Below are 25,529 nucleotides of genomic sequence, written 5' to 3'. Positions count from 1 at the left end.
GATCCCGCGCCGCCCGGGGAACTGCCTGAACTGTGGGGAACCCGCGCCCAGGCGCCGTACCGGGGGGAGCCGCGACGGTGGAGCCATCAACAAACCTGAGGGGGTAGGCAAGATGTCTCGGATGAACAAGGCTGGTCTGGTCGCGCTCGGCTTGCTGTCGGTGGTGGACCTGTTCGGGCCTCTGATGACGGATGGCGAGCATCCGCCGATGGTGATCGCCGTCGGCGGGTCGGTGGTCGGGCTGATCAGCCTGATCCTCCTGGTCTTCGCCTGGCAGGGAAAGCGATGGGCGTTGGCTCCGCTGATCACGTTGCGGATCGCGTCGGCGCTGCTCGCAGTCCCAGCGTTCTTCGTGTCGGACGTGCCGGCCGGCGCGGTGGCAGCCGCGGGCGTCGGCGTCGCGGCAACGGTCTTCGGCGTCGTGGCGGTGCTCCTGCCGTCGCGTGAGCTGGTAGGTGCGCGATGACGCAGACGATGACGCGTACGACGCATGCCGACGTACGACCGGTGTCGCGATGGGTCGCGGCGCTGATCCTGCCGATCGGGCCGGCCGCGATCGCCTTGCTGCGGTACTTCCTGCCGTACGACACGGTCGACGACGTGCCGACGATCGTCACTAAGATTGTCGACAATCTGGATCGCAGTTCGCTGGTGATCTGGCTGGGCTACATCGGGATCCTCACGCTCGTCCCGGGCGCGTACTTCGTCGGAAAGGTCACCCGGCGACGGGCACCCTGGATCACCGCGATCGCGCTGTTCCTCGTCGTACCGGGGTATCTGTCGTTGCCGTGGACGGCGGCCAGTGATCTGTTCACCTGGTCGGCGGGAACGGCGGGTCTGGACCCCGCGTCGATCGCCAAGGCGGTCGACGTGACGCACGGATCGATGAATCTGGCCGGCGCGCTGTTCGTCGTCGGGCATGTGTTCGGGACGATCGTGCTAGGGCTCGCAATGTGGCGGTCGCACATCGTCGGCCGGTGGGCCGCGGTGGCGGTCATGGTGTCGCAACCGATCCACTTCGTCGCGGCGATCATCGTGCCCAATCACACGCTGGATCTGATCGGCTGGGGTCTGCAGGCAGTCGGGTTCGCGGCGGTGTCGTGGGTGATCCTGCGGATGCGCGACGACGACTGGCAACCGTTGCCCTGAAGGGAAACGGCCTTCGGGGTGGGCTCGTCCGGCGATACCCTCGGCCGGGTGAAGAGGGAGATCAGATGACCGGGACACCGGCGGCGGACGAGCCCGCAATCGACGCGCGGCGGGGGAACTTCAGGCTGAAGCACGTCGCCGAGCAGAACATCGAGCGGCAGGCCTCCATCCTCGACGAGATGGCCGCGCAGCCCGCCGTACGAACGCTCAAGACCTGGGCTCTCGCCGAGCTTGCGCCGGCCGCCGGCGAGACCGCGGTCGACGTCGGCTCGGGGACCGGCGAGGACGTGGTCGCGTTCGCGGAGCGGGTCCGGCCGGACGGTCGCGCGGTCGGCGTCGAGCCGAGTCCGGGGCTCCGGGACGAAGCGGTACGACGTGCTGCGGGGGCACCAGTCGAGTACGTCGACGGGCGCGCGGAGGGGCTGCCGTTCGACGACGAGTCGGTGGACGTGTTGCGATGTGAGCGGGTCCTGCAGCATGTCGACAATCCGGCTGCGGCGGTGCGGGAGATGGCGCGCGTACTGCGTCCTGGTGGGCGGATCGCGCTCATCGACACGGACTGGGCGACGGCGATCCTCCATCCGGCCGATCCCGACGTACTGCGCCGGATGGTCGACTACTTCCTCTCCGGGTCCGCGAACCCGTTCTCCGGCCGGCAACTGCGCGGTCTGCTCGCAGACGCGGGGCTCGAGATCACGGGCGAGACGGCCGGCACCACGATCGAGCCGCAGGAGGGCGCGCGCCAGGGCTTTGTCTCGATGATGCAGCTGTCGTCGGCCGAGGCCGGCGTCATCACCCCCGCCGAGGCCGATGCCTTCGCCAAAGGTCTCGCGGAGGCCGCCGATCGCGGCGCATTCCACCTGTCACTGACGATGTACGCCGTCAGCGCGGTCAAACCCCGTGCTGTTTGAGGAACGTCACGGACCGGGCCATCGACGTCGGCCAGGCCGGGCCGAAGGCGTGTTCCTCGCCGGGGTAGGTGTACATGGTCGCGTCCTTGCCGGCGGCCTTCAGGGCCGCGAGGGTTTCGCGGGACCAGGCGATCGGGCAGGTCGAGTCGGATTCGCCGTGGTGGATCAGCAGTGGCTCGGTGACACGGTCGAAGAAGTTGACCGCGGAGAGGTTCCGCCAGAAGGCCGGGTTGCGGGACGGTTCGCCGTACGTGCGCAGGATGGTGGTCGCGATCGGGCGGTCGTTGCGGATCCAGCGATTGAAGTTGTCGACCGCGTCTGAGCTGACCGGCGCGAACACGACCGCGGCCTTCACCAGGCCGGGTTGTGCGACGAGCACGTTGTAGGTGATCCCGCCGCCCATCGACCGGCCGAGCAGTCCGATCCGCTCGGGATCGACGTACTGCGAGGTCCGCAGGGCGTGGACCGCGTTGATCACGTCCTCGGTGTAGCCGAGCCTCAGGTCGAGTTCGGACCGTGGATCGTCCGACGATTGCGCGTGATTGCGGTAGTCCGTGTGCAGTACGACGTACCCGCGCCGGGCGAGGTAGTCCTGCTCCCGCATCAGGCCGCGGCCGTTGGTGTAGACGGCCGGGTCGATGAAGCCGTGGTTCAGGACGAGTGCTGGATGTCGTCCTGGGGTGGTCGGGACGTTCATGATCCCGGAGATTGTCAACAATCCGCTTGTGTACGTGACGTGGTAGCGGGTGTAGGCGCCGTTGCGCGCCAGCACGGGGCCGAGGCGGAGGTTGCCGCCGTTGTACTTCTTCGTCATCAGCGCCTGCAGGGACACCGGGTTCGGCGCGGCCGGCGGTGTCGGCGTCGCTGCCGGCGTCGGGGCGGCGGTTGTCGAGGTGCCGGACGGGGTGGAGGTGGCAGACGGTGGGGGCGTGGAGGCGGCGGATGGCGTGGTGGGGGTCGAGGAGGTCGCGCTCGGAGCGGGCGCAGGGGGTGCCGCGTCGTCGGTACTGCAGGCGACCACGGCCGTCATCACGAACGCGACGACTCCCGCCCACGCCATCCGCCGGTCCATGGGGTCAAGTCTGCCGTCGTACCGGCCGGAACCGGTCGAAAGTTCCCGCAACGATTGACATCCTCGCCTGGTGCCCGGGCGAGGGTGCTCGCTGTAGGCGACCGCATCCGGTGGGTCATTCATCAGCTCGCACAGAATGCAGGATTACTGTCGCGTACCGTGCATCGTTCGCGCATTGCCGATCGGCGTGGCAGCATTTCGCTCCGGACGATTATTCAAGTTGGGGGCTTGAAATGTCACGAGCCAAACGTGCGATTCATCGGCGCCACCGACCGGTCCTGCTCGCCGTGGGTGTGGTCGCCGCGGTGACCGTCGCCGCGGGCGTGGCGATCGCGCGGTTCGGGTCGCCGGATCAGCCGACGACTCAACCTGCACACAGCGCGAGTCATCCGGCACACAGCGCGAGCCATTTGTTGCCCACAACGAGTTCGGCGTCCTTGCCCACCGCCGGTTCGTCGCCGACGGGCGGAAGCAGTGCGAGTTCGGTGGCGGATGCTTGTGCCGCGGAGATCCGGACGACCGAGGCGGTGGTGGCCGCGGCCCGGACGGGTGCCGAGCATTGGCGTGAACACGTCCAAGCCAGGACGGATTTGCTGACTGGCAAAAACCCTGAGGCGACCACAAAAGCGATCTGGAAGCGGACCCGACTCGCCGGTCCCGGTGATATTGCCGCATTGAATTCAGCCCTTACCGAGCAAGCCAAGGCCGCAGGCGGCTGCGCGAAAGTGTCAGGTAGTCCGGCAGTGGCGTGTAAGAAACGGCTGACGGTCCTCGACGCGGCGGCAGTCGCAGACCGAGCGGCCGCTGCCGACTGGGCCAACCATCTGGCGATGATGGCTGCTCACGCGGCGGGAGACTTCGGCGCCGAACACGCGCAGGAAATGTGGGTCGCCGCCTGGACGCACGCCCCGCAGAACCTGAACGCGGCAGCGCGGGCCAACACAGCCCTCGCCAAAGCCCCAGCCTGTAAGCCTTAACTCCTGACCAGGTATTCATCAGCAGCGGGCAGTGCCGTCGCAGTCGATCGGCTCGGCCATTGCACGATCAGTACGGCGGACAACACCAGCGTGCCGCCGAACCACTGGGTCGGGCTGAGGTGTTCGCCGAACACCGCGGCCGCCGCGACCACCGTCACGACGGGCTCGAGGATCGACAGAATCGAGGCCACCGACGGACCGACCCGCGCCATGCCGGCGAAGAACAACAGGATCGCCGCGACCGTACTCACCATGGCCAGCGCCGCCAGCCACAGCCATCCCACCGCGGCGAAGTCGAAGTCGCCCCGAAACGGCCCGGCGCCACCCACGGCACCCCGGATCAACCCACTGACCAGGAAGGTGCCGAAGGCCCCGACGCAGACCAGCGCCGAGAGCGCGAGCGGCGGCACATCGACTGTCGCCCGGTCCCCAACCAGGATGTACGCCGTGTAGACAATCGCCGCCCCCAGCGCGAGCAACACACCGACTGCATCGAAGCGTCCCGACATCGCCCCACCGAGCACCAGTCCGATCCCGGCCAGCGCCATCCCCAGCGCCCACACCCGCCGCCGCGACGCGCGCTCCCGGCCCAGTGCGACGGTCACGGTCATCACCAGCACCGGGTAGACGTAAAGGATCAGTGCGACGAGCGAAGCGTCGATCCTGGCCAGCGCAGAGAAGTACAGACCGGCTTGCGCCGCGTAGCCGAACACGCCCATGCCGAGTCCGATCAACACGGCGCGGCGGGGGAGGTTGCGCAACGCACCGCGTGCCAGCGCGACGATCAGCAATACTCCGCCGGCCAGGCCGAAGCGGACCAGAAGGAGTGCATCCACCGACACCCCAGCGTCGTAGGACAACTTGCCGAACACGGCCATCGCCCCGAACCCGGCGGCGGAAAGCAAACAGAAGAGGGCGCCCACGCCATCGATCGTCAGGCCTGTGGATTGTTCACGTCCATCGCGGCTTCCTGGACAGGACCGTGTAGCTATTCTGAACAGATGCTCGACCTGCGCCGGCTCCGCCTGCTCCGCGAAGTGCACGACCGCGGCACCGTCCACGGCGCCGCGCGATCCCTCGGGTACACGCCCAGCGCGATCTCGCAGCAGCTGTCAGTGCTGGAGCGAGAAGCCGGCACTCCACTGCTCGAACGCGTCGGTCGTAACGTCCGGCTGACCGCGGCCGGCCAGGTTCTGGTCCGGCATGCGTCGTCGCTGCTCGAGGGAGTCGAGGCAGCCGAGGCGGAGCTCGCGTCGGTCGCCGCGGGCCGAGTGGCCGGAGTAGTCCGGATCGCGTCCTTCCAGTCCGCCTTCCTGCGCATCGTGGCGCCGGCGGTCCGCACGCTCGCCACCACTCACCCCGACATCCGGGTCGAAGCTACCGAAGCCGAGGTCGAGCAGGCCGCACCGGCCCTACGCCTGCAGCAGCTCGACGTAGTGGTCGGCGACGAGTACGACGGTCAGCCGCGGGCCGTGCACGCCGACCTGCACCGCGAGCCTTTACTACGCGAACAGATCCGCGTCGTCCTGCCTGCCGACCACCCCGAGGCTGCCGCCGACCGGGTGCCGATCGCGAGGCTGGCCGACCTCCCGTGGGCCTGCTGCCAACCCGGCACCGGCCATCGCGAGATGCAGGTCCGGGTGTGCCGCGAGCTGGGCGGCTTCGAACCTGACCTCCGCTACAGCTCCGACGACTTCCTCATCCTGCTCGAACTGGTCCGCACCACTGGAGCCGGTGCCCTTCTCCCAGACCTGGTCCTCCGCCACGGCGCCCCCGGTGTCGCCGTCCGCCCGCCGGCCGAAGGCTCCGTCGGCCGTGAGGTCTTCCTGATGACACGCCGTACCCAAACCCCGCCCGTGGCCGCGGTAGCCGACGCCCTCCGCACCGCGGCAACTGCCAACGTCGTGACGCAGCCAGACGGTGCGTCCGTCGAAGGAGCCTCGCGCGGCTAATTTAGGCATTGACGAATCGGGGGACCGCGCGAGAGTGTCGGGGTTGGAACGGGCGAGGTCTGGGGGGAAGGCCGGCTGCCCGTCGGGGGTTCAGACGCTCTCTGGGGTGAGGTTTCGCGCGACGCTCGACGGTGACGACCGGTCTGCGCGGCGTGCGTCGTACGCGCGCCGATTTGCGACAGGCGACGGTTCGGGGAGCGACATGAGCACGATGGACGACTTGAGGGAACGCACCAGAGGACAGATCCTCACCGAAGGTGACGAGGGGTACGACGAGGCCCGGCGGGTCCACAACGCGATGCACGACAAGCGGCCGCAGGTCGTGGTGCGGTGCGAGAACGCCGGTGACGTGATGGCCGCCGTGGACTACGCGCGGACCAACCAGCTGGATTTGGCCGTCCGCGGCGGAGCGCACAGCGTGCCCGGATTCGGCACGGTCGAGGGCGGCGTCGTCATCGACCTGAGTGGGATGCGCAACGTCCGGGTCAACCCGGTCAGCCGGACCGCGCGGGCCGGTGGCGGCGCGACGTGGGGCGACTTCAACGCGGCCACGCATGCCTTCGGGCTGGCCACGACCGGCGGCATCATCTCGACCACCGGCGTCGGCGGCCTGACGCTCGGCGGCGGGATCGGGTACCTGGCCCGCGGCCTCGGGCTGTCCTGCGACAACCTGATCTCGGCCGATGTGGTGACCGCGGACGGGCAGTTCCTGATCGCCAGTGAGAAGGACAACGAGGATCTGTTCTGGGCGCTCCGCGGTGGCGGGGGCAACTTCGGTGTGGTGACCGCGCTGGAGTTCCGGCTAGCGCCGGTGTCGACGATCTACGGCGGTCCGATGCTGTTCGAGATGTCCGACGCGACCGCCGTCCTGTCGGGGTTCCGCGAACTGATCAAGGACGCGCCCGAGCAGCTCGGCGGGTTCCCGGCGTTCCAGATCGCGCCGCCGCTGCCGTTCATTCCGGAGGATCGGCACGGTGAGGTGTTCACCTTCATCGTCGGCTGCTGGGCGGGCGATCCGGATGAGGGTGAAGCGCAGATCTCGAAATACCGCGAGTTCGCGCCCGTGGTCGCCGAACACGTCGGGCCGATGCCGTACCCGGCGCTGAACAGCGCCTTCGACGGGTTGGTGCCGCCGGGGCTGCAGCACTACTGGAAGGCGAACTTCGTCACCGAGCTCACCGACGACGCGATCCAGGCCCACCTGCGGCACGCGCCCGGGCTGCCGGCGGTGAACTCGACCGTGCACATCTATCCGATCAACGGCGCCTGCCACCGGGTCACACCCGACGGCACCGCGTTCGCCTACCGGGACGCGAACTTCGCCACCGTGATCGCCGGCATGTGGCCGGACCCGGCGCAGAACGAGGCCGGCGTCGAGTGGGTTCGCTCGTACTACGACGACCTCTCGCCCCTTTCCGAGGCCGGCGGCTACATCAACTTCATGGCCGACGACGACCAGGGGCGGATCCGCGACAACTACAAGCAGAACTACGACCGGCTGGTCGAGGTGAAGCGCAAGTACGACCCGGGCAACCTGTTCCATCTGAACCAGAACATCGCGCCTTAGGCAACGAACCGCACGGCCCGTACGACGTTCGCCGTACGGGCCGCGCGGTCTGGTGTTCGCCGGGTCAGAGGGTCAGCAGGCGCTGGAAGAAGGCGCGGTAGCGCTGCAGGGCCGAGCGGAGGTCTTCGGTCGACGGCTCGCCGTCGGACCACTGCTTCTCCAGCTCCTGGTGCTGCTGGTCGAAGGTGTCCGAGAGGCGCTTGAGCAGGTCGTCGACGAGGTTGTCCGCCTCGCTGACGGAGTTGCGCGGATCGTCGACGAAGCCCTGCTGGATGACCTCCCAGCGGGTCCGGAAGTCGACCACCGCATCGGGAGCCACCAACGGGTCCTCCACTGCCGACGCGCCCACGGTCTCATCCGTCGTGCGGTCGTCGGTCGTGCGGTCGGCCAGGCCGGCGTCCGGGGTGCGGTCGTCGTACCGGTCGTCCGCCGGGCGGCTGAGCGCGTCGTCGGTCACACGGTCGTCGTAACGGTCTTCCGCGATGCGGTCGTCCGTCGTACGGCCGAGCGCGTCGTCCGTCGTAGGGCCGGGGTCGATGCGGTCCGTGTCGGTCATGACGCGGTCGTCGTCCGTCGTCGGGTCGAAGCGACGGTCCTCGTGCATGGTCATGCTTGCTCCTTCGCGTCGGTCGGTTGGGTGCGGTGGTGTCCGCCGTCGTTCGTGCTGTCGGCCAGCAGGGCGTCGACCAGCGCGCGATAGGCGGTCACCGCTTGCCGGAGTTCTTCGGTGTCGGCCTCACCGTGGGCCTGGGCGACCGCGACCCGGTGCGCGTCGCGGTAGTGCGCGGCGACCTCCGGGTGGTCGACCGAGATGTCGTTGACGCGCTGGTCGAACTCGTCGACCGGGTACCCGGTCTCGCGCATCATCCGCAGGACGAGCCGATCCGCGTCGGCGACTGCCGATCCGGGACGGTCGACGAAGCTCTGCTGGATCCGGGCCCACTCGCCACGGTAGAGCTCCGCGGACTCGCGGCTCAGCGGGACGATGTCGAGCTTCGACACCCGGCGTTCACGCTGGCGCAGTTCGCGCTCGGCGCTGCGCCGGTCACCCGAGTCCTCGAGCGTGCGCTCGTACTCGGGGCCGAACCGCTCGTGCAGTTGTTGCGATTCTCTGCGCTGGTACACGAAGAACACCGCTGCCGCCGCGAGTACGACGATAACGATGATGACTATGGTCAGGACGGTACCCATCAGACCTCCAGTCCGATTGCTGGTGCGGACCTGCGATCTGGCGAAACCGATCGCGAGGACCCTCTGCAGGCGGTCCCCAGCGCCGCCTCACATCCCCGAAGTCACACCGGTACCCAGCACAAACGCGGACAAGCGTCCAGCCGGTCACCTTGTGCTTCGGTGACCAGCTGGACGCTGTCCGTGATGTGCTGAGTGATCAGGCCTTCGGCGCCAGCTTGTGCACGACGATGCCGGACTTGAAGGTGGTGGTGCCGAGCAGCTCGAGGTGGGTGACCTCGAGGTCGATGCCCTTGAACATGTTGTCGCCGTCGGCCACCACCGGGAAGAACCAGAAGTGGTACTCGTCGACCAGCTTGTTCTCCAGCAGGGTCTTCGAGAACGACCCGGTGCCGTACTTGATCAGGTTGCCGCCATCCTGCTCCTTGAGCCGCCGGACCGCCTCGGCGGCGTCACCCTCCAGCGGCTGCGCGTTCCACTTCCACTCGGTGAGCGTGCGGCTCGCGACGTACTTCGGCATCGCGTTGAAGTGGTCGGTGAACGGGTCTCCGCTGCGCTGCGACCAGGCGTCGGCGAACCCTTCGTAGGTGACGCGGCCGAGCACCTGCGCGTCGACGCCCTCCATCAGCGCGACCGAGTAGGCGGAGTGCTCGTCGTCCCAGTACGGCGGGCTCCAGCGCTGCGGATTGTCGATGACGCCGTTCAGGGTGATGAAGGTGGACTCGATCAGCTTCCTCATTGGACTATCCCTCTCTCAGTGTTGGTAAGGACGCTTGGAGCGCGCGTCCCGGAGCGCTTCGGCCCACCAGACGAGCTGGTCGAGCATGACCTTGGCTTCCGCCTCGTAGCCGGCGGAAGGGCGTGGCCAGCCGCCGTCCGCTGTGAACTGCTCCCAATAGCAGGGCAGTGCGACCGTGTTGCGAATGGTGACGGCCTGCAGTTCGGTGAAGACCTGCCGGAGCTGTGCGGTGGCGCATCGCCCACCGCTCTCCCGGCCGTAGCTGACGATTGCGACCGGCTTGGCGTGCCATTCCTCGTAGTACCAGTCCAGTGCGGTCTTCAGCGGTGCCGGGAAGCTGCAGTTGATCTCCGGCGTCACCACTGCGAACGCATCCGCTTTGGCGAGCCTCGGAGCGAGTACGGCGACCTCCGCCGGCATCTCGTCGTCGGTGTCGGGCAGTGTGGCCGGCAGGTGCGCGGTGGCCAGGTCGACCAGGTCGACTTCGAACTGCTTGGCCGCCTGCCTGGCCAGCCAGTGCGCCACGGTCGGACCGAACCGCCCGTTGCGGGTGCTGCCGATGATCACTGCCAGTCGCATCGTCGTGCCTCCTTCCGATGAGACAGACTCTGCCGGAGACCGTTTACGGTTTCTTTCCGGTCGCTGGGCCGGTGATCGGAATAGGGTGCGGCCATGCGCTTCGGGGTGCTGGGACCGGTGACGGCCTGGACGGACGCGGGATCGCCCGTGGTCATCCAGGGGCTGAAGGTCCGTGCGCTCCTGGCTGACCTGCTGGTGCACGAGGGCCGCCCTGTCCCGGCGGACCGACTGATCGACGACCTGTGGGGCGCAGACCTGCCGGGCAACCCGTCAGGCACACTGTCGGCCAAGGTCTCGCAACTCCGCCGCGCTTTCGAGGACGCCGAGCCGGGCAGCCGCGGACTGGTCAACTCCGGTCCGGCGGGTTACTCACTGACCGTCGACGGTTCGTCGTACGACGCTCTGGAGTTCGCCGACCGGATTGCGTCGGGTGACCTCGGTGAGGCACTCGAACTGTGGCGTGGACCCGCGTACGCCGACTTCCTCGACCAACCGTTCGTCGAGACAGCCATAGCCCGACTGACCGAGCAGAGGCTGACCGCTCTCGAGACGTGGCACGAGGAGCGGATCGGCTCTGGTGACTACCCGGTCAGCGAGCTCGCCGACCTCGTGAGCTCCCACCCGCTGCGAGAGCGACTCCGGGCCTCACACATGAAGGCCCTCTACCGCAGCGGCCGGCAGAGCGAGGCATTGGAGAGCTACGAGCAGCTGCGTCGTCACCTGCTGGATGACCTCGGCCTGGATCCCAGTCCTGAGCTCGTCGCGCTCCACCAGTCGATCCTCACGCAAGAGCTCCCGCACGCTCGCACCAACCTTCCGGCCCAACTGACCGACCTCATTGGACGTGCGGAGGCCGTGGAGGACGTCAGCTCGTCTCTAGCGTCTTCGCGTCTCGTCACGCTGACTGGGCCTGGGGGAGTAGGCAAGACACGCCTGGCACTCGCTGCTGCCGCCGAGGTGGTGGATCGCTTTGCGGACGGCGTCGTCCTGGTGGAGCTGGCGGCGGTGACACCTGACGCGATCTCGGTCAGCAGTTCGCTCACAGACGCCGTACAGGCCGCACTGGACCTCCGGGATTCCACTGGCTCCAGTGAGGGCGTGGTCGACCGGCTCGCGGCTGTGATGGGCTCTCGCCTCCTGGTGCTGGATAACTGCGAGCAGGTGGTCGCAGAGGTTGCGGAGCTGACAGACCGGCTTCTGGCCGCGGCACCGGGGCTGCGCGTGCTGGCGACGAGTCGTGAGCCGCTGGGCCTCGCGGGCGAGGTCGTCTGGAGTGTGCCGCCGCTTGAGGTGCCGTCGCCTTCCTTCGATCTGGACGCACTCGGCGAGTGCAGTGCGGTCCAGCTGTTCATGACTCGCGCGGCGGCTGCCTCGCGTGGCTTCACTCTGTCGGCGGAGACGGCTGCCGACGTGTCCGTACTGTGCCGGCGGCTTGACGGGATCCCACTGGCGTTGGAGCTCGCTGCGACTCGCGTGCGGGCGTTGGGAGTCCGTGGATTGGTGGCGCGCCTCGACGACCGCTTCCGGTTGCTGGCGACCGGACACCGTGGTGCTGCACCGCGCCAGCAGACTCTGTTCGCGATGATCGACTGGAGTTGGGAGCTGCTCGCTTCCGATGAGCAGTCCGTCCTGCGACGGCTCGCCGTACCTGCGGATGGATGTACGGCGGAGGCCGCGGCGGCGCTGTGTGATGAGCCGGACGTACTGGATGTGCTGGTTCGGCTCGTGGACCGGTCGCTCGTCGTACCCGTGCACGGGGTGGATGGGGCGCGCTATCGGTTGCTCGAGTCGGTTGCGGCGTACTGCACGGAGAAGTTGCGTGCCTTCGGTGAGTTGGAGGCAGTGCGGCAGCGCCATCTGTCGTACTACACGTCGCTGGCCGAGGCAGCTCGGCCTGCTTTGTTCGGTGGTGAGCAGAGTCGGTGGTTGCAGTTGCTCGACGAGGACTCGGCTAACTTGCGGACTGCACTGGATCGGGCGGTCGCCACTGAGCAGGTGGATGTGGCGGAGCGGTTGGTCGATGCGCTGGCTTGGTACTGGTTCCTGCGCGGGCGTCTGATGGAGGCTGTGCGGTCTTTGGAGGCTGTGCCCGGCTCTGCGCGGGCTGAGGCTTGGCGGGTCGGGTTCAAGTACCTGCTGGGTGACAGTGATGCGGCGGGGGAGCGGGACCGCTGGGCTGATGCGGCTGACGCTCGAGCGCAGTGGTGGATCGCCTACACCGGCAGCGACGCGGGCGACCTCGCAACGTGCCTGACGCTCTTGGAGAGTGCACTGAAGAGCTTCGAGGCCGACGAAGACCAATGGGGTGTGGCTGCGGTACTCGCGGCACGCGCGAAGCATGCGCACGTACGGGCTGACCTGGCGGCGTTGTCAGCCGACGCCTCCGAGAGTGTGCGGATCTTCCGGTCGCTGGGAGACCGGTGGGGCATGTTGCAGGCGACCAGTTGGCTTGGCGCCCACGCGGAGCTCGTCGGCGACTTCGACGAGTCGGCGCGGCTGCATCTGGAGAGCGCGCAGATAGCGGAGGAGCTAGGACTGTGGCCTGAGCTCGCCAGCGCGCTGGGCATGCTTGGGTGGACCTCGATCAGACAAGGCCGCTATGAGTTGGCCCGCACCCACGGCGAGCGCGCACTGCGGCTGGCGACCGAACAAGGCCAGCGCTCGACGCAGGCCCTTGCGGAGATCGTGCTGGGCTTCGCAGCCCGTCGTACTGGCGCCCTTGCGGAGGCCTCGCAGCGCCTACAGGCCTTGATCGACGCCGCCCGCCGACAGGGCGAGCCAGTGCTCTACTTGTCGATCGTGCTGGAGGAGCTCGGCTTCGTCAGGGAACTCCAGGGCGACGTTGTGGCCGCTTTGGAGCTGCACAGGGAGGCGTTCCGGATCTCTGAGGAGTTCGGTTCGCTGCGCAGCATGTGCTGGGCTCTGGAAGGCATCGCGGCCTGCCATCCCGACAAGACTCTCGCCGCGACCCTCCTCGGCACGGCTGCCGCCACCCGCGCCAGTGAGAACTACCTGATCGCCGCGACCGAGTCCGAGGACTTGACGCGAGCCACCACGGCCGTCGAATCCGCGGTGGGGGAGGACGCCTACCGCGCCGCCTACGCCACCGGGGGCACCCTCACGCCGCAGCAAGCCTTCGGCTTGGTGTGATCCTGTTCGCCAGCAGATGTTCTGTGGTTGAGATTATTCGTCTAGCGAAGTAGTTTTGCTCGCGAGCGAATCCCTGACAGGTGAAGGTGAACCCATGGACTACGGCCACGAGCTGGTCTTCGGCACGTTCCTGACCCCCGCGGTCGACAACCCCACCCGCGTGATCGCGCTGGCGCAGCTGACAGAGCAGGTCGGTCTCGACCTCGTCAGTTTCCAGGACCATCCGTACCAGCCCCGGCTGATGGACGCCTGGACTCTGCTGTCCGTCGTCGCCGCGCAGACCCAGCGTGTGAAGGTCACCACGAACGTCGCCAACCTCCCGCTCCGTCATCCCGTCGTCCTCGCCCGCAGCGTCGCCACGCTGGACCTGATCACCGGCGGCCGCGTGGAGCTCGGCCTCGGCGCCGGCGGCTTCCTGGACGCCGTCGCGGCCAACGCCGGCCCGCGTCTGACCACCGGCCAGAGCATCGCCGCGCTGGAGGAAGCCATCGCGATCATGCGCGAGGTCTGGACGCCGACCGGCGGCGGCATTCGGCTGCCTGGCCAGCACTACACCGTCTCCGGCGCCAAGCGCGGTCCCGAGCCCGCACACGACGTCGAGATCTGGCTGGGCGCCTACAAACCCCGCATGCTCGCCCTCACCGGCCGCCTCGCCAACGGTTGGCTCCCGACCAGCGCGTACGCCGGCCCTGACCAGCTCGCCGCGATGAACAAGATCATCGACGAGGCCGCGGTCGAGGCGGGCCGCGACCCCGCCTCGGTCCGGCGGCTCTACAACGTGTCCGGCCGGTTCAGTGGCAGCGGTGGCTTCCTGCAGGGGCCCGAGGAGGTGTGGATCGATCAGCTCGCAGAGCTGACGATGGGCGAAGGCATAAGCACGTACATCCTCGGCTCCGACGACCCGGACGACATCCGCCGCTTCGCCGAAGTCGCCGCTGGTGTCCGCGAGGCCGTCGATGCTGCTCGCTCCGGAGCCGTTGTCGAGCCGCGGGCGGCGGATGGGTTCGGCGTCGTGCCGACTCCGCCTCCGGCTGTACGACGGAGCGCCGTACAGGTGCTCGACGAGTCGGAGCGACCCACTGGTCCTGCGCTCGACCCGGACCGCAGGTATACGCCGTACCAGCTGTCCTCCGGTCAGCATCTGATCGACGTACACGACCATCTGCGCGCGGAGCTCGAGCAGATCCGCGATCTGGTCGAGCAGGTGGCTGCCGGCTCGATCGGGGTCGGCCAGGCGCGCTCACACATCAACACCATGACCATGCGGCAGAACAACTGGACCCTCGGCACGTACTGCGAGTCCTACTGCCGCCTGGTGACCACACACCACTCGTTGGAAGACGCATCGCTCTTCCCGCACCTCAGGCGAGCCGATCCGGCGCTCGCGCCTGTCGTGGACCGGCTGGAAGCCGAGCACCGCATCATCCACGACGTACTGGAAGGTGTGGACAAGGCGCTGGTCGCGCTGGTCGACGGCTCGGGTTCCATCGACGGTCTGCGCGCGGCGGTCGACCTGCTGGACGACACGCTGCTCTCACACCTGTCCTACGAGGAGCGCGAGCTGGTGGAGCCGCTGGCGCGGCTCGGCGTTATGTAGCCTCACCCAGCAGCGAGGCGCTATTTAGCCTCACCCAGCAGCGAGGCGAGGATGTCGAGCAGGCGGAGCGTCGGCACCTCGCCGAGCAGCCGCGCGGCCGACGTGGACGGCTCGGCGATCAGGCGGACCTGCAGCAGCTTGAAGTCGCGGATGTTGGCCGGGTTCACCAGGTCGCGGTGGACCGCGGTGAGGAACTCCGAGCCCGCCGACGCCGTGCCATAGGTCATCCGGATGAAGCTGTCGGTGACCGGGTAGAGGTACGGCCGCTTCAGGTGCAGCAGCTTCGACTTCTTGGCGTGGCCGAAGCCGCGGTGGCCGGTGAACTTCTCGTCCAGCGCCATCGCCGCCAGGAACAGGTCGCTGCCCGGGGTCGCGTCCTCCAGCCGCGCGTCGACCGGGATCGCGGCGAACTCCTTCTCCGCCTCGACCTCCAGCAGCCACGGGATGTCCATCGCCCGCAGGTCGGCGCCGATCACCATCGTCCGGGCCAGGTCCTCGAGCGTCACCTGGTCAGGATCGGAACCGCCGACGCACGTCATCCCGGGCAGACCGTCGTAGTACTGAAGTACGGCGCCGTTGGTCTCGGCGTACAGCCGCAACTGCGCGATCGCCTCGTCGACGACGATCTTGCGAGTACCGATGTTCATGAGCCACACCCTCACACTCTTGGTGGCAGACCCGCCAGCGGCCGGACCAACATCCGAACGTTCCAACTCTGTTTCCGCAGATCGTAGGCGACCGCGCGCTCATCCACACGGCAGGGTCACTTCCCGTTATCCACAACCTGTAACCATGCACTCGCACGGCCTCCGATCCCCATAGACTCTCAGTGACTGACCATCAACTGAGCGGAGGCGATCATGGCGTTGGCCCGGCGACTCGTCGCCTTGTTCCTGACCGTCCTGCTCCTCGTGCCCACCGGCCCGGTGGCTCATGCGGCGCGTCCCGACACGTCGGCGGGTGGTGGTTTCAGTCCGCCATGAACTTGCGAAGCACGTCAGCGCCTGGTTCGCCCGGCGGCAGCCATTGACTCCCAGGAAAGACGTCGGCCAGAGCCTGATCGGTGACGAAGATCGGGCCTGCGTAGCCGGCGGGGACCTTCGCCGGCAGCAAGGTCGGGTCGTCGATGATGATGCCGTGCTTCACTCGGGAGGCGGCCAGTACCGGTAGGTCCGCCGCGATGCTGGTGCTGCCGAACGCCGACCGGTCATTGGCCGTCAACAAATGGGTCACGTCTTCAAGGTCCGCGTGCGTCATGGCCGTTGGCAGTAGCGCTCCATCGTGCAGCCACGGCAACCACTGGACCGCTCTGTCCATCGGCGCGATGGCCAGCCTCGCGGCCTTGGTCTCGACCGACGGACGCCCGAGCAACTCGTAGTACAAGGATCGGAGATGTTCGGCCTGGCTGTCCCAGGACATTTCGTGACGCAACTTGCCGTCAGCAACGCGCTCGCGGTATGGCGCGGCGTCGGCCAAGATGTGTGACACCTTGGCGGCAAGGTCCGACGCGTTCTCCGCCTCGAAGACTTCACCGATCCCAGTACTGCCAACAAAGTCTCGCAACGTCGGCATGTCGCTCGTCACGACCGGAAGCCCGGCGAACACATACTCGAAGACCTTGTTGGGTAGCGCCATCTCGTGGCTCGGGTACCGCAGCAGCGGAATCAGCCCGACATCTGCGGTCCGCAGGTAGTGCGTGACATCGTTCGGAGGCACCGGGTCGAGAAAGTGGACTCGATCGCCGACATTCAGCGAGGTGGACAGCCGGCGTAGCTCGTCAACCGGTCTCATCTTGACGGTCGGTACACACACCACTGCGAGATGTACGCCGGGAAGATGCTGGAGGGATGCGATCGCCGTTTGAACTCCGCGCGCATGGGTGATCCCGCCGCTGTAGACCATCAACGGCACCGCAGGCTCGAGTTCGAGCGCGTCGCGGATATCGGGCATATCAGCGATGGGCTCGACAGCCGGTGGGCTGTTGATCACAACGGTCGGCGTACGATCCAACCGGTGCCGTGCCTGCAGCGTGTGCGCGATCGCCGGGCTGACGGTGACCACGCGATCCACCTTCTGGATGTACTCGCGCTCATGTTTGGCCCAGGCAGCAATGAGCCGCGGCGTCCGCGGTGGATAGACGGACAGGCCAGGGACGTACTCGTGGGCGTCGTAAACGACTTTCACAGCGCGCCCCTGCAGGGCTGCTCTCCCTGCCGCTCGGACGGCGACCCCGATAACGTGCATGTCGTGGGCATGCAGGACGTCTGGGCGTAGCCGGTCCAGCAGTTGCGCGAAGGTGGCTTCGTAGTCGTACGCCTCCGGGATGATTCTCCGCCAGCTCACAGGTCGGGCCCGTTGTGTGAGCCACCGGTCCCAACGCTGCCAGAATGTTGCTGCCTGTCGTCCTTCGTAGCCGGCCAGCCGCGAGCGAAACGCAGCCAGGGTACGCGTCAGCCGAAGGTTCTGTTGGCGTAGCTTGCGGGCCGCCTTTCCGGTCTGGAACCTGATCGTTCCGATCGAGCCGGCCATCCGCTGGGCCTTGGCACGTCCGGATTCCGCGGTGAGCTCAGCCTGCCGAGCCGACAGCCGAGCTGCCTGGACCGACCCGGGAACAGTGCCGGCGAGGATCCGCCGCGAGCGTCGGCGACCGCGACGCCGGTTGCGTTCGTCGCGGAGAGGGAAGCGGCCGGGCACCCGGATCATCACAACGTCACCGTCGATCGTGTCGATGGTGATCGACCCCGACGCCGTCACGCCCAGCAACGTGACCCGCCAACCCTCCTTGCCAAGGGCAACCGCCTCCTTCAGTACTCGGGTGTCGTTGGTGATGTCATTGGCGACCAGCATGACGACATGCGAAACGTGCACGCGGCCCTCCTCGGGTAGTGGTTACGTGCAGGAACGTGCCGTGCTGCAGGATTGGTTGCAGATTCGCTCGGAGTCGGCTGCAGATGCGCCGTACTGGCGGACGGGATAGCGTCGCCTCAGGTTCTTGTCGGCTGGATCGTCAGAGCAGCCGTGAGGACGAGACCAGGCGGATGGCCAGCGCGATGATCACCAGGCTGGAAAGCAGTGCAGTGAGCAGTCGGCCGAGGTGTCCGGTGAGGGCTCGGCCCAGTAGGGCCCCGCTGGTGGCTAGGAGTAGTTGCCAGGTGGCGGATGCTGCGAAGGCAGCGACTACGAAGGAGGCGCGCTCGGGTGGTGTAGGGGTGGCCGACGTGCCGGAGCCGCCGAGTACCAGGGCGGCGAAGTAGAGCACTGTCATGGGGCTGAGGAGGGTCATGCCGAGCAGTCCGAGGTACGCGGTTCGTGCGCCTGGCGGGAGGTCCTGGGCGATTCCGGCCAGGCGGGGTGCGCGGTATCGCCGTACCGCCGTCAGAGCGCCGACCGTGGCTAGCCCTATCAGCACCACCATGGAGATCCAGCGCAGCGGGACCACTATTGGCACAAGCAACGGTGCGAGGGTTGTACCTGCGACGGTGGCTGTCAGGGCGTAGAGGCCGTCGGCTGATGCGACTCCCAATGCGGCGCTGGCTCCGACTCGGAGCGAAGCTCGGGCGGTCAAGGCTACGAGATAGGTGCCTACGGGTCCGACTGGCATGGCTATGCCGTAGCCGGCCAAGAGGCCTGCCACCAGCGCGGCCGTCACGAGCGGACGGGGATCGACCTCCGGCATCGGACGCGGCGCTGCTGGATGCCCGCGGCCGGTCCGGCAGCAGGAATCAACAGCAACAGTCCGATGGTCGTAGCCATGCGCTCATGATGCGGACTGTCGCTGATGCTCCACAAGCGAATTTACGAGCGCCGCCATCAACCAGTTCGAGTCCAGTTGCCTGATGCAACAACCTGCGGCGGGTCAGAGGCGGCGTTCGATTGCCTTGGTGGGGTTGAGGAAGAGGAGGACCGGCGGGGCGGTGTTGGGGAGGATGGCTGCGTACGTTTGGAGTTGGGGGGCGTAGTACGCGACTCGGGCGTCGAGGGCGGCTGCCGGGATGGCGTCGGTTTTGTAGTCGACGATCGTGAGGCGGCCGTCGTCTTCGCGGTAGATGAGGTCGACGAAGCCTTCGAGGACGGTGCCGTCGGGCTGGACAGTGCCGACGTAGGACTCGCGCCAGTGTTCGCGGCCGGCGGCTCGTTGGACGACGTCGGAGGCGAGAGCTGAGCGGACGAGGGCGGTGACCACGTCGGCGTACTCGAGGACGCCCTCGGCGAGGCATTGGGTGGAGACTGCGGCTTCGAGGCCGGCGCCGGTGGACAGGTCGACGACTTGCAGTACGGCGTGAACCGCGCGGCCGATCGCGGTGCCGTAGCGGCCCTTGGACCACGGCGGGAGTTCAAGGTCGCGCGGGGCTTTGGCGGTGCCGGGATCCACCTCGGCGAGGACGACGTCGGGGCCGGTGCCTTCCAGGCCGGATGCGCTCTGGGCGGAGCGAGCGCGGCTGGCGGACTGGGCGGTGGCAGCGCGGGATTCCCATTCGGTGCGGGAGATCGGTGGGGTGACGTCGGGGGTGATGCGCGGCTCGCGTTCGACCGCGGGCGGGCTGGTGAAGAGCGTGGCGTGGGGCGCCTCGACGCCGCCGGCGGAGGCGAGGAGCTCCGCGTTGCTGGAGTGGCGGCGGTTGCCGGAGCGATGCAGGGAGACGACCAGGTGATCGCGTGCGCGGGTGGCGGCGACGTACAGGAGGCGTCGGCGTTCGTAGTCGTCCATCTGCTCGTCGACCGGCTGGACGAGGTCGAAGTCCTCGGTCTGCACGGATGACTTGAGCTTCACGGCGTACCCGCCGTCCGGTGGCCAGAGGACCTGGACGCCGCGCTGCCGGTTGGGCGCCGCGGTCATACCGGACAGGATGACGATCGGGAACTCCAGACCCTTCGCGGCGTGGATCGTCATCACGCGGACGGCGTCCGCGTCGGTTTCGGGCAGGACGGCCTCGGCGACGCGTGAGGTTTCCTCGCCCTGGTGGGCGGCCCAGGCCAGGTACGAGCGCAGGCCGCCGTGCTCGACCTCGGACCAGGCGCGGGCCTGGTCGACGACGAAGCGGATCCGGCGCCAGGCGTCGCGGGCCCGTGGGCCGATTGCTGCGACTTCGAGCATGCGGCGGTCGGCGACGATCTTCGCGAGAACTTCGCTCGGGGTGAGCCAGCGGGCGGCCTTGTAGGTGCTCCACAGCCAGGCGATCGCCTCGCCGACCGGGTGGGTCACGAGGGAGTCGGGGATGGGCGCGGCCAGGTTGAACGTGCCGCCGGAGCGTTTCCAGACGAAGAGGTCGTCGTCGCCGCAACCGAACAGTGGCGAGCGCAGGGTGGTGACGAGGGCGAGTTGGTCGCTCGGATCGCCGAGGGCGCGGGCGCAGGCGAGGAGGTCGCGGACTTCGGCGGTCTGATAGACGAGGGAGCTGGCCTCGGCGCGGTACGGGATGTCGGCGCGGTCGAGGGCGTCCTCGAGGAAGGGGAGCGACGTACGCGCGGGGACCAAGACGGCGATGTCGCCGGCCTCCGCGGGTCGCCAGTTGCCGGTGCGGTCGTCGTACACCTGCCAGTCGTCGCGCAGCGCCTGCTCGACGACTGCCGCGACGTCACGCGCCTCGCGTTCACGGAGGACGGAGGCTTGCGCGCGGGGGAGGTCGTTGTGCGGCTCGGCGCCGAGGACGGTGACGCTCGGGCCGGAGGCGGTCTCGTCGTAGGGCCCGGGAGGCGGGGGTACGACGGCGGACGCGGAGTCGTCGCCGTGGCGCCGGAACGGGAGTACCGCGGCGAGGTCGCCCAACGGGTCGCCGGAGTCAGTGCTGTCCGCTGGGGAGATCGGGGTGCTTGGTGTGGCAGATGCGGCGGGGTCCTCGGGGGCGACGAGGTCGTCGAAGAGCGTGAGGTCGTCGTCGGAGTCGTCGAGGAAGGAGAGCTGGTCGCCGCGGACCGCGGCGGTGGTGCTGGGATCGGTGCCGGCTGGTCGAGCTGAGCGTGAATCCGAGCCTGACAGGCCGGGGTCGGCAGGCGAGCCGGGGCTGGGGTGCGACGAGTCCGGCCTGGGGCCGGGTGAGGCCGAACCTCCGGCGGAGGTGGGGCCGGTGCGGTGGGGGGAGAGGGATTGGTAGGAGGGTTGGGCGGATTCTTGGGGCTGGATCAGGGTTTCGAAGACGGTGTTGATCCAGCGGAGGATGGGTGCGACGGTGCGGAAGTTGGTGGTGAGGGCGACGGTTTCGCCGAGGAGGTGCTGGGCGGTGAGGTACGTCGCGATGTTGGCGCGGCGGAAGCGGTAGATCGACTGTTTGGGGTCGCCGACGACGAACAGGCGGCCTTCTGGGACTTCGACGTCGCGCCAGTCCTCGGCTTCTGCTTCGGCGCCACCCGCGATCCGGACGGCGAGCTCGATCTGGATCGGGTCGGTGTCCTGGAACTCGTCCAGCAGGAGCCGCTCGAAGCGCTCGTGCAGCGCTGCGCGGACAGCCGGGTTCCTGCGCAGGAGGTCGCGGGCGAGAACCAGGAGGTCGTGGAACTCCAGGCGCCCTTCCTCACGGCGGATCCGGGCCGATTCCAGCACGCGCTCGGCGATCCAGTGTGAAAGGTGCCGAAGGCAAGCATCCAGGAGCAGCTCGACCAGCGAACCAGCGACCTCGACCACCTCGGTGCAGTCGCCGCGGACCCCGTTGATGTCCGGCCAGTTCTCCTTGCGTCCGATCCGGCCGACCTTCAGACCGCGCAACGTCTGCAGGATCGCCAGCTGCGTCTCCTGGTCGGTCGCGGCCTCCAGCATCACCCCCAGCTCGCGGATCTGCGCCACCTTCGGCAACAGCCGGTCCTCGGGATCCAGACACGACCCGGCCACTCCACCGATCTGCGCCGCTGCCGCGACGAGCCCGGACAGATCCGGCATCGACACCAGCTCTGGTGGATCCACCAGCACGCGTTCGGCGATCAGGTCCCAGTCGTTCCCGAACAGTCGTGCCAGTGATCGCAGGTGTTTCAGCTCGACCCCGACTGCCATCGCGAGCAGCAGCGGCTCCGCGATCGAGTCGTCGTCCAGCAGCAGCTGCTGCAGCTCGGCCCAGCGCTCCTCGAAGGCGACCGACGAACCCACCTCGTCCAGGACGTCGATGAGTGGCGGCAGGCCGGCTTCGATCGGATGGGCGAGCAGGATCTGCTGGGCGAAGGCGTGCAGAGTGCCGATCGAGGCCGAGTCGAGGTCGTCCAACGCTGCATCGGCGAGCTGCCCGGCCGGGCCTTTCCGAGCCCTTTCGAACTCGACCCGCAACCGATCGCGCAGCTCGGCGCCGGCCTTCTCGGTGAAGGTGACGGCGGCGATCGTGCGCAGCGGTACGCCGTCGCGCAGGACCAACGTGGTCACCCGGTCTACGAGTGCATGGGTCTTGCCGGATCCGGCGCCGGCCTCGACGAACAGCGTGGAGTCGGTGTCGGATCGGATCCGGTCCCGGGCGGGCCCGTCCAGCAGTTGCTCAGTCATCGCCGGCCGGCCCCCTCGGAAGCGAGCAACTCCAGAGCGGTCGGATCGATCAACCGGACCAACCTCTCCAGCGTCGGGTCGTGCCGCTTGCGATCCCACCGCGCCCGCACCTCGCTGTGCCCGAGCCCGTCCGGGTTGCAGTACGGGCACTGCACCCACAGGAAGTCCGGCACCTCGGGCGCCTTCGGTGGGAAGAATCCGGCCGCGATCGACGACACGATCACGTCGAGCGTGTCGACGTACCGGGCCTCGACCTCGGGGGTCAGCGGCACCGGGATCCGCTTCCCGCCGCGCCGGACGAACCAGTACGACGCCTCGACCGGTGTGGACTGCTCTCCCAACCGGGCCCGCGCCGCGTACGCGTACACCGGCAGCTGCAGCTTCGTCCCGCCCGCCACTGGATCCGACTCGATCGCCTCGTACCGCGAGAACCCACCGGTCTTCACGTCCGTCACATAGATGGTCCCGTCCGCGCCGAGATCGACCTTGTCGGCCGACCCTCGCAGCAGCACCCGCCCGGACGGCACCGGGATCTCCACCGGCGGCTCCCCGTCGAACCCGAACCGCAGCTCGCTCGCCACCACGGACGCGTCCCGCTCCACCCGCCACCGATCGTCGTCGGTCAGCAGCACCATCAGGTCACCGAGGATCCGCAACCGCTCCCGCTGCCACAACCGCGGATGCCCGGTCAGACCCTCTGCCTCGAACTGATCCGCGAGATCCGCCCCGATCGCGAGCAGCAACGACCGCTGCTCCGCCGTCCACGGCTCGCCGTACCCGGGCAGCGAACCGGCCAATCGCGACACAAAGGCATCGAGACTGTTGTGGATCAGGTTCCCCACCTGCAATGGCGAGATCACCAGCAGATCCTCGGGCGCCTCGAGCGGCTCCACCTGAAGCAACCGCTCGACGAAATACGCATGTGGACACGTCGCGTACGCCTCCAACGACGTCGGCGAGGCGATCCGTTCCTCGACGGCGTACTCCGGCAGACCGGGCACCCCGGACAGGTCCCCGTCGAACCGCGTGAAGGCATTGCTCCCACGCCCGCGCAAGAGCTCCCGCGCACGCACGAGCACCTCGTCGTTCACCCACAACCGGGCCGCCGCGGCGCGGACCTGCCACTCCTGCTCCGTCGCCGGCATGGTTGCCGTCGTCAACGATCCTGCGTACGACGCCGACGTCCGCAGCCGCTCGCCGTACTTGTCCCACTGCGTCGCGGGCAGCCCGTGATCGCCCGTCAGCTCTCGCAACGACCCCAGCAACCAGCGCGTCGGCAACCGCCGCGACGATCGGCGCAGGTCGCCGCGCGGGAACGACGCCACCACCTTCCGCGACCCGGCCGAGAACGCGACCAGCAGATGCCGTTGCTTCTCGTCGAGCCGATCCCGGAACGACGCCAGCTCCGGCGCGGCCGCCTCGCGGACGCGATGGGGCAGGAGCGCATCCTCGTGGACGCGCCCCGGATACAGATCCTCGGACAGGCCGACGACGTACACGATGTCCGCCGCCAACCCGATGCTCGCCGACAGCGGCGCCACCAGTACACCGGTGCCGAATGTCCCGACGCGGGGGAGTGACTGCTGCAACTCCAGATCGAGCACGTCGCGCAGCACGGCGAGACCGGCCGGCGTCCCGAGCTCGTCCAACGTGGACAGGCCCTGCAGCGAGCTCCCGACCGCGGCTGCGGCGTACTGCTCCTCGATCGGCAAGGACGAATAGTCGCCGAGCAGATCATGGAAGAGCTGAAGGACTCCGCCGGCAAGCTCGGACCAGGTCTCCAGCAACGCCAGGGCACCCAACCGGCGGCGGAGCTCGGAGGCGAACGCGTGCAACCGCTCGGCCATCGAGGCGTTGTACTGCGCGCGCCGCACCGCGGCGGGCCGTGGATCCTCGGCGGCCTCTTCCTGATCAGCGGTACGACGCTCGGACTCGGCGTACCGAGCGAGCCGGGTATCCCAGTCGTCGCCGCGAACCACACCGGCGGCCCGCGACATCCGCTCCCACTGCGGCACCGGGATCCGCCGGCCGGTGAAGTCGCGCGTCGGCGCGTTGGCGAGCGCACGGAACACATCCGCGCGCGGCAGATCCTGATCGATGAGCGCGAGCACCTCGAGGAGGGTCCGCGCGATGGCGCGCTCGTGCACCGGTCGCGTGCCGGGTCCGTTGACCTCGATCCGCGCGGCACCGAGGTGCTCGTGCAGCAACCGCGCGTACGGCGAGGCGGCCGAGTACAGCACCGCGATCCGGTGCGCCGGGGTGTGGTCGAGCGCCTCGACCACATCGCGGACGACACACCGCACCTCGTCGTCGGCGTCGGACGCGTTCAGGATCTCGGTGGCGACCGGGTAGTTCTTCGAGATCGACGACGGCAGGTCGATACCGATGCGCTCGAGCGACCGCCGGACGGCACGGTCGGCTCGTCGTACGTCGGTCAGACCCACGATCACCGTGAGATCGGCCGCGGCGGTGCCGAGCGCCTCGACGAAGGCTGCCTCGGACTGGGTGAGCTCCTGCGGAAGAAAGAGGACGAGCGCACCGAGCTCGCCGACAACAGCGGGCGAGGCCGCGATGCGCGTGGCGGCGGCCCTCAACAGATCCGTCTCGTCATACCAGTCCGCGGCGAGCTCGGTGGTGACGTGGCGGTGCAAGCGAACGAGGTCCGGGCCGAGAGTGGAGGCGTGCGTGACCTTCTCGAGCGCGGGGTCGGTGAGGTCGCGGAGCTCGCGATGGGCTGAGGCAAGCGCTTGGATGGTCGACGGATGCTCGGCGACCTCCTCGAAGATGCCCGGTGCCTTCGACAGCGCCGTCCGCCAGGTCGCCGCGACGATCGGCCGGGTCGCGGGCCGGCGCGGGGACAGGACACCCGCGGCGAGTTGCTCGGCCAGTCGCTCCAACGTCGCCAGGTAGAGGCCGGCGATGCCGCTGCGGGCGAGGTGGCGGCGGGCGATGACGCCGGCGAGGTTGTTGGGCAGCAGCAGCGTGACAGGGGTCATCGGATCGTCCGCCTTCAGCCGCGCGACCACGGCCTCCAGGCACTCGAGCGCGGCCGCTCCGTACGCCGTGCTCTCGATCCGGGTGCTACTCACCACAACCCCCGATGCTCGACTGTCACCGCAGACGGTAAACCCTGCCACGGACAGAAAGGTGACGGGGCGCGAAACGCCAAGGTTTCTGCAGGCCTGGCGA

The 25,529-nt window shown here is 68.4% G+C and carries 19 protein-coding genes; 8 read left to right on the top strand and 11 right to left on the bottom strand.

Going from position 1 to position 25,529, the window contains the following annotated elements; translation table 11 throughout:
• Positions 1-121 precede the first annotated feature (121 nt).
• From OG558_RS40630 to OG558_RS40620, 3 genes are all read left to right on the top strand, one after another.
• Positions 122-466, top strand: a complete 345-nt coding sequence (locus OG558_RS40630) for a hypothetical protein (RefSeq protein WP_405067796.1) — start codon at positions 122-124, stop codon at positions 464-466.
• A complete protein-coding gene (locus tag OG558_RS40625; RefSeq protein WP_405067795.1) occupies positions 463-1,149 on the top strand; it encodes a hypothetical protein in 687 nt (228 codons plus the stop codon). Before OG558_RS40630 ends, OG558_RS40625 begins: the two co-directional genes overlap by 4 nt.
• A gap of 65 nt (positions 1,150-1,214) precedes the next feature.
• Positions 1,215-2,060, top strand: coding sequence for a methyltransferase domain-containing protein (locus OG558_RS40620; protein WP_405067794.1), 846 nt, complete (start codon positions 1,215-1,217; stop codon positions 2,058-2,060).
• On the opposite strand, the gene OG558_RS40615 is transcribed toward OG558_RS40620, so the two are convergent.
• The gene (locus OG558_RS40615) at positions 2,041-3,132 is read right to left on the bottom strand and encodes an alpha/beta hydrolase family protein (RefSeq protein ID WP_405067793.1); all 1,092 of its coding nucleotides are present in this window, start codon (positions 3,130-3,132) and stop codon (positions 2,041-2,043) included. The two genes, OG558_RS40620 and OG558_RS40615, sit on opposite strands and share 20 nt — an antisense overlap.
• Before the next feature lie 305 nt (positions 3,133-3,437).
• Here OG558_RS40615 and OG558_RS40610 point away from each other — a divergent pair, with 305 nt between their 5' ends.
• Entirely contained in the window at positions 3,438-4,109 is a 672-nt protein-coding gene (locus OG558_RS40610) for a hypothetical protein (protein ID WP_405067792.1), read from the top strand.
• Here OG558_RS40610 and OG558_RS40605 read toward each other — a convergent pair.
• Complete coding sequence (locus OG558_RS40605) at positions 4,106-5,152, bottom strand: DMT family transporter (protein WP_405067791.1); 1,047 nt, start codon at positions 5,150-5,152, stop codon at positions 4,106-4,108. The genes OG558_RS40610 and OG558_RS40605 overlap by 4 nt on opposite strands.
• Between OG558_RS40605 and OG558_RS40600 the strand changes: the two genes are divergently transcribed.
• Together OG558_RS40600 and OG558_RS40595 are read left to right on the top strand one after the other, a co-directional pair.
• Positions 5,111-6,061 (top strand): LysR family transcriptional regulator, encoded by a 951-nt coding sequence (locus OG558_RS40600; RefSeq protein ID WP_405067790.1) that lies wholly within the window; start codon positions 5,111-5,113, stop codon positions 6,059-6,061. The genes OG558_RS40605 and OG558_RS40600 overlap by 42 nt on opposite strands.
• 202 nt (positions 6,062-6,263) lie before the next feature.
• Positions 6,264-7,628 (top strand): FAD-binding oxidoreductase, encoded by a 1,365-nt coding sequence (locus OG558_RS40595; RefSeq protein WP_405067789.1) that lies wholly within the window; start codon positions 6,264-6,266, stop codon positions 7,626-7,628.
• 64 nt (positions 7,629-7,692) lie between these two features.
• Here the strand turns inward: OG558_RS40595 and OG558_RS40590 are convergent, their stop codons facing one another.
• The 4 genes from OG558_RS40590 to OG558_RS40575 all read right to left on the bottom strand — a co-directional run bounded on the left by OG558_RS40590 (position 7,693) and on the right by OG558_RS40575 (position 10,134).
• Entirely contained in the window at positions 7,693-8,238 is a 546-nt protein-coding gene (locus OG558_RS40590; RefSeq protein WP_405067788.1) for a hypothetical protein, read from the bottom strand.
• Positions 8,235-8,819 (bottom strand): hypothetical protein, encoded by a 585-nt coding sequence (locus OG558_RS40585; RefSeq protein WP_405067787.1) that lies wholly within the window; start codon positions 8,817-8,819, stop codon positions 8,235-8,237. The genes OG558_RS40590 and OG558_RS40585 overlap by 4 nt, the downstream gene beginning before the upstream one ends.
• 196 nt (positions 8,820-9,015) lie before the next feature.
• Positions 9,016-9,555: a dihydrofolate reductase family protein gene (locus tag OG558_RS40580; RefSeq protein WP_405067786.1), complete on the bottom strand. Its 540-nt coding sequence runs from the start codon at positions 9,553-9,555 to the stop codon at positions 9,016-9,018.
• Positions 9,556-9,570: 15 nt separating this feature from the next.
• A complete protein-coding gene (locus OG558_RS40575) occupies positions 9,571-10,134 on the bottom strand; it encodes an NADPH-dependent FMN reductase (protein ID WP_405067785.1) in 564 nt (187 codons plus the stop codon).
• A gap of 93 nt (positions 10,135-10,227) precedes the next feature.
• Between OG558_RS40575 and OG558_RS40570 the strand changes: the two genes are divergently transcribed.
• Entirely contained in the window at positions 10,228-13,284 is a 3,057-nt protein-coding gene (locus OG558_RS40570) for a BTAD domain-containing putative transcriptional regulator (protein ID WP_405067784.1), read from the top strand.
• 94 nt (positions 13,285-13,378) lie between these two features.
• Entirely contained in the window at positions 13,379-14,881 is a 1,503-nt protein-coding gene (locus tag OG558_RS40565) for an LLM class flavin-dependent oxidoreductase (RefSeq protein ID WP_405067783.1), read from the top strand.
• Between the two features lie 20 nt (positions 14,882-14,901).
• Here the strand turns inward: OG558_RS40565 and OG558_RS40560 are convergent, their stop codons facing one another.
• The 5 genes from OG558_RS40560 to OG558_RS40540 form a co-directional block, all read right to left on the bottom strand.
• A complete protein-coding gene (locus tag OG558_RS40560) occupies positions 14,902-15,528 on the bottom strand; it encodes a DUF6308 family protein (protein WP_329479212.1) in 627 nt (208 codons plus the stop codon).
• Between the two features lie 322 nt (positions 15,529-15,850).
• Positions 15,851-17,749 carry a glycosyltransferase family 4 protein gene (locus OG558_RS40555; protein WP_405067782.1) on the bottom strand — a complete coding sequence of 633 codons (1,899 nt, stop codon included), beginning with the start codon at positions 17,747-17,749 and terminating at the stop codon, positions 15,851-15,853.
• A 139-nt stretch (positions 17,750-17,888) separates the two neighbouring features.
• Positions 17,889-18,482: a LysE family transporter gene (locus OG558_RS40550; RefSeq protein ID WP_405067780.1), complete on the bottom strand. Its 594-nt coding sequence runs from the start codon at positions 18,480-18,482 to the stop codon at positions 17,889-17,891.
• A 255-nt stretch (positions 18,483-18,737) separates the two neighbouring features.
• Positions 18,738-22,340: a UvrD-helicase domain-containing protein gene (locus OG558_RS40545; RefSeq protein ID WP_405067779.1), complete on the bottom strand. Its 3,603-nt coding sequence runs from the start codon at positions 22,338-22,340 to the stop codon at positions 18,738-18,740.
• Entirely contained in the window at positions 22,337-25,429 is a 3,093-nt protein-coding gene (locus OG558_RS40540; RefSeq protein ID WP_405067778.1) for a PD-(D/E)XK nuclease family protein, read from the bottom strand. The genes OG558_RS40545 and OG558_RS40540 overlap by 4 nt, the downstream gene beginning before the upstream one ends.
• Positions 25,430-25,529: the final 100 nt, after the last annotated feature.

The sequence above is a fragment of the Kribbella sp. NBC_01510 genome, from assembly GCF_045040325.1.
In the GTDB taxonomy this organism is placed as follows: domain Bacteria; phylum Actinomycetota; class Actinomycetes; order Propionibacteriales; family Kribbellaceae; genus Kribbella.
Note: the sequence above shows the minus strand (reverse complement) of the source record. Positions and strands in the feature narration are given on the sequence as shown.

Coding starts and splice junctions, on each gene's coding strand:
- OG558_RS40630 (WP_405067796.1), top strand. CDS start 122: ATGAACAAGGCTGGTCTGGTCGCGCTCGGCTTGCTGTCGGTGGTGGAC.
- OG558_RS40625 (WP_405067795.1), top strand. CDS start 463: ATGACGCAGACGATGACGCGTACGACGCATGCCGACGTACGACCGGTG.
- OG558_RS40620 (WP_405067794.1), top strand. CDS start 1,215: ATGACCGGGACACCGGCGGCGGACGAGCCCGCAATCGACGCGCGGCGG.
- OG558_RS40615 (WP_405067793.1), bottom strand. CDS start 3,132: ATGGACCGGCGGATGGCGTGGGCGGGAGTCGTCGCGTTCGTGATGACG.
- OG558_RS40600 (WP_405067790.1), top strand. CDS start 5,111: ATGCTCGACCTGCGCCGGCTCCGCCTGCTCCGCGAAGTGCACGACCGC.
- OG558_RS40595 (WP_405067789.1), top strand. CDS start 6,264: ATGAGCACGATGGACGACTTGAGGGAACGCACCAGAGGACAGATCCTC.
- OG558_RS40590 (WP_405067788.1), bottom strand. CDS start 8,238: ATGACCATGCACGAGGACCGTCGCTTCGACCCGACGACGGACGACGAC.
- OG558_RS40585 (WP_405067787.1), bottom strand. CDS start 8,819: ATGGGTACCGTCCTGACCATAGTCATCATCGTTATCGTCGTACTCGCG.
- OG558_RS40580 (WP_405067786.1), bottom strand. CDS start 9,555: ATGAGGAAGCTGATCGAGTCCACCTTCATCACCCTGAACGGCGTCATC.
- OG558_RS40575 (WP_405067785.1), bottom strand. CDS start 10,134: ATGCGACTGGCAGTGATCATCGGCAGCACCCGCAACGGGCGGTTCGGT.
- OG558_RS40570 (WP_405067784.1), top strand. CDS start 10,228: ATGCGCTTCGGGGTGCTGGGACCGGTGACGGCCTGGACGGACGCGGGA.
- OG558_RS40565 (WP_405067783.1), top strand. CDS start 13,379: ATGGACTACGGCCACGAGCTGGTCTTCGGCACGTTCCTGACCCCCGCG.
- OG558_RS40560 (WP_329479212.1), bottom strand. CDS start 15,528: ATGAACATCGGTACTCGCAAGATCGTCGTCGACGAGGCGATCGCGCAG.
- OG558_RS40550 (WP_405067780.1), bottom strand. CDS start 18,482: ATGCCAGTCGGACCCGTAGGCACCTATCTCGTAGCCTTGACCGCCCGA.
- OG558_RS40545 (WP_405067779.1), bottom strand. CDS start 22,340: ATGACTGAGCAACTGCTGGACGGGCCCGCCCGGGACCGGATCCGATCC.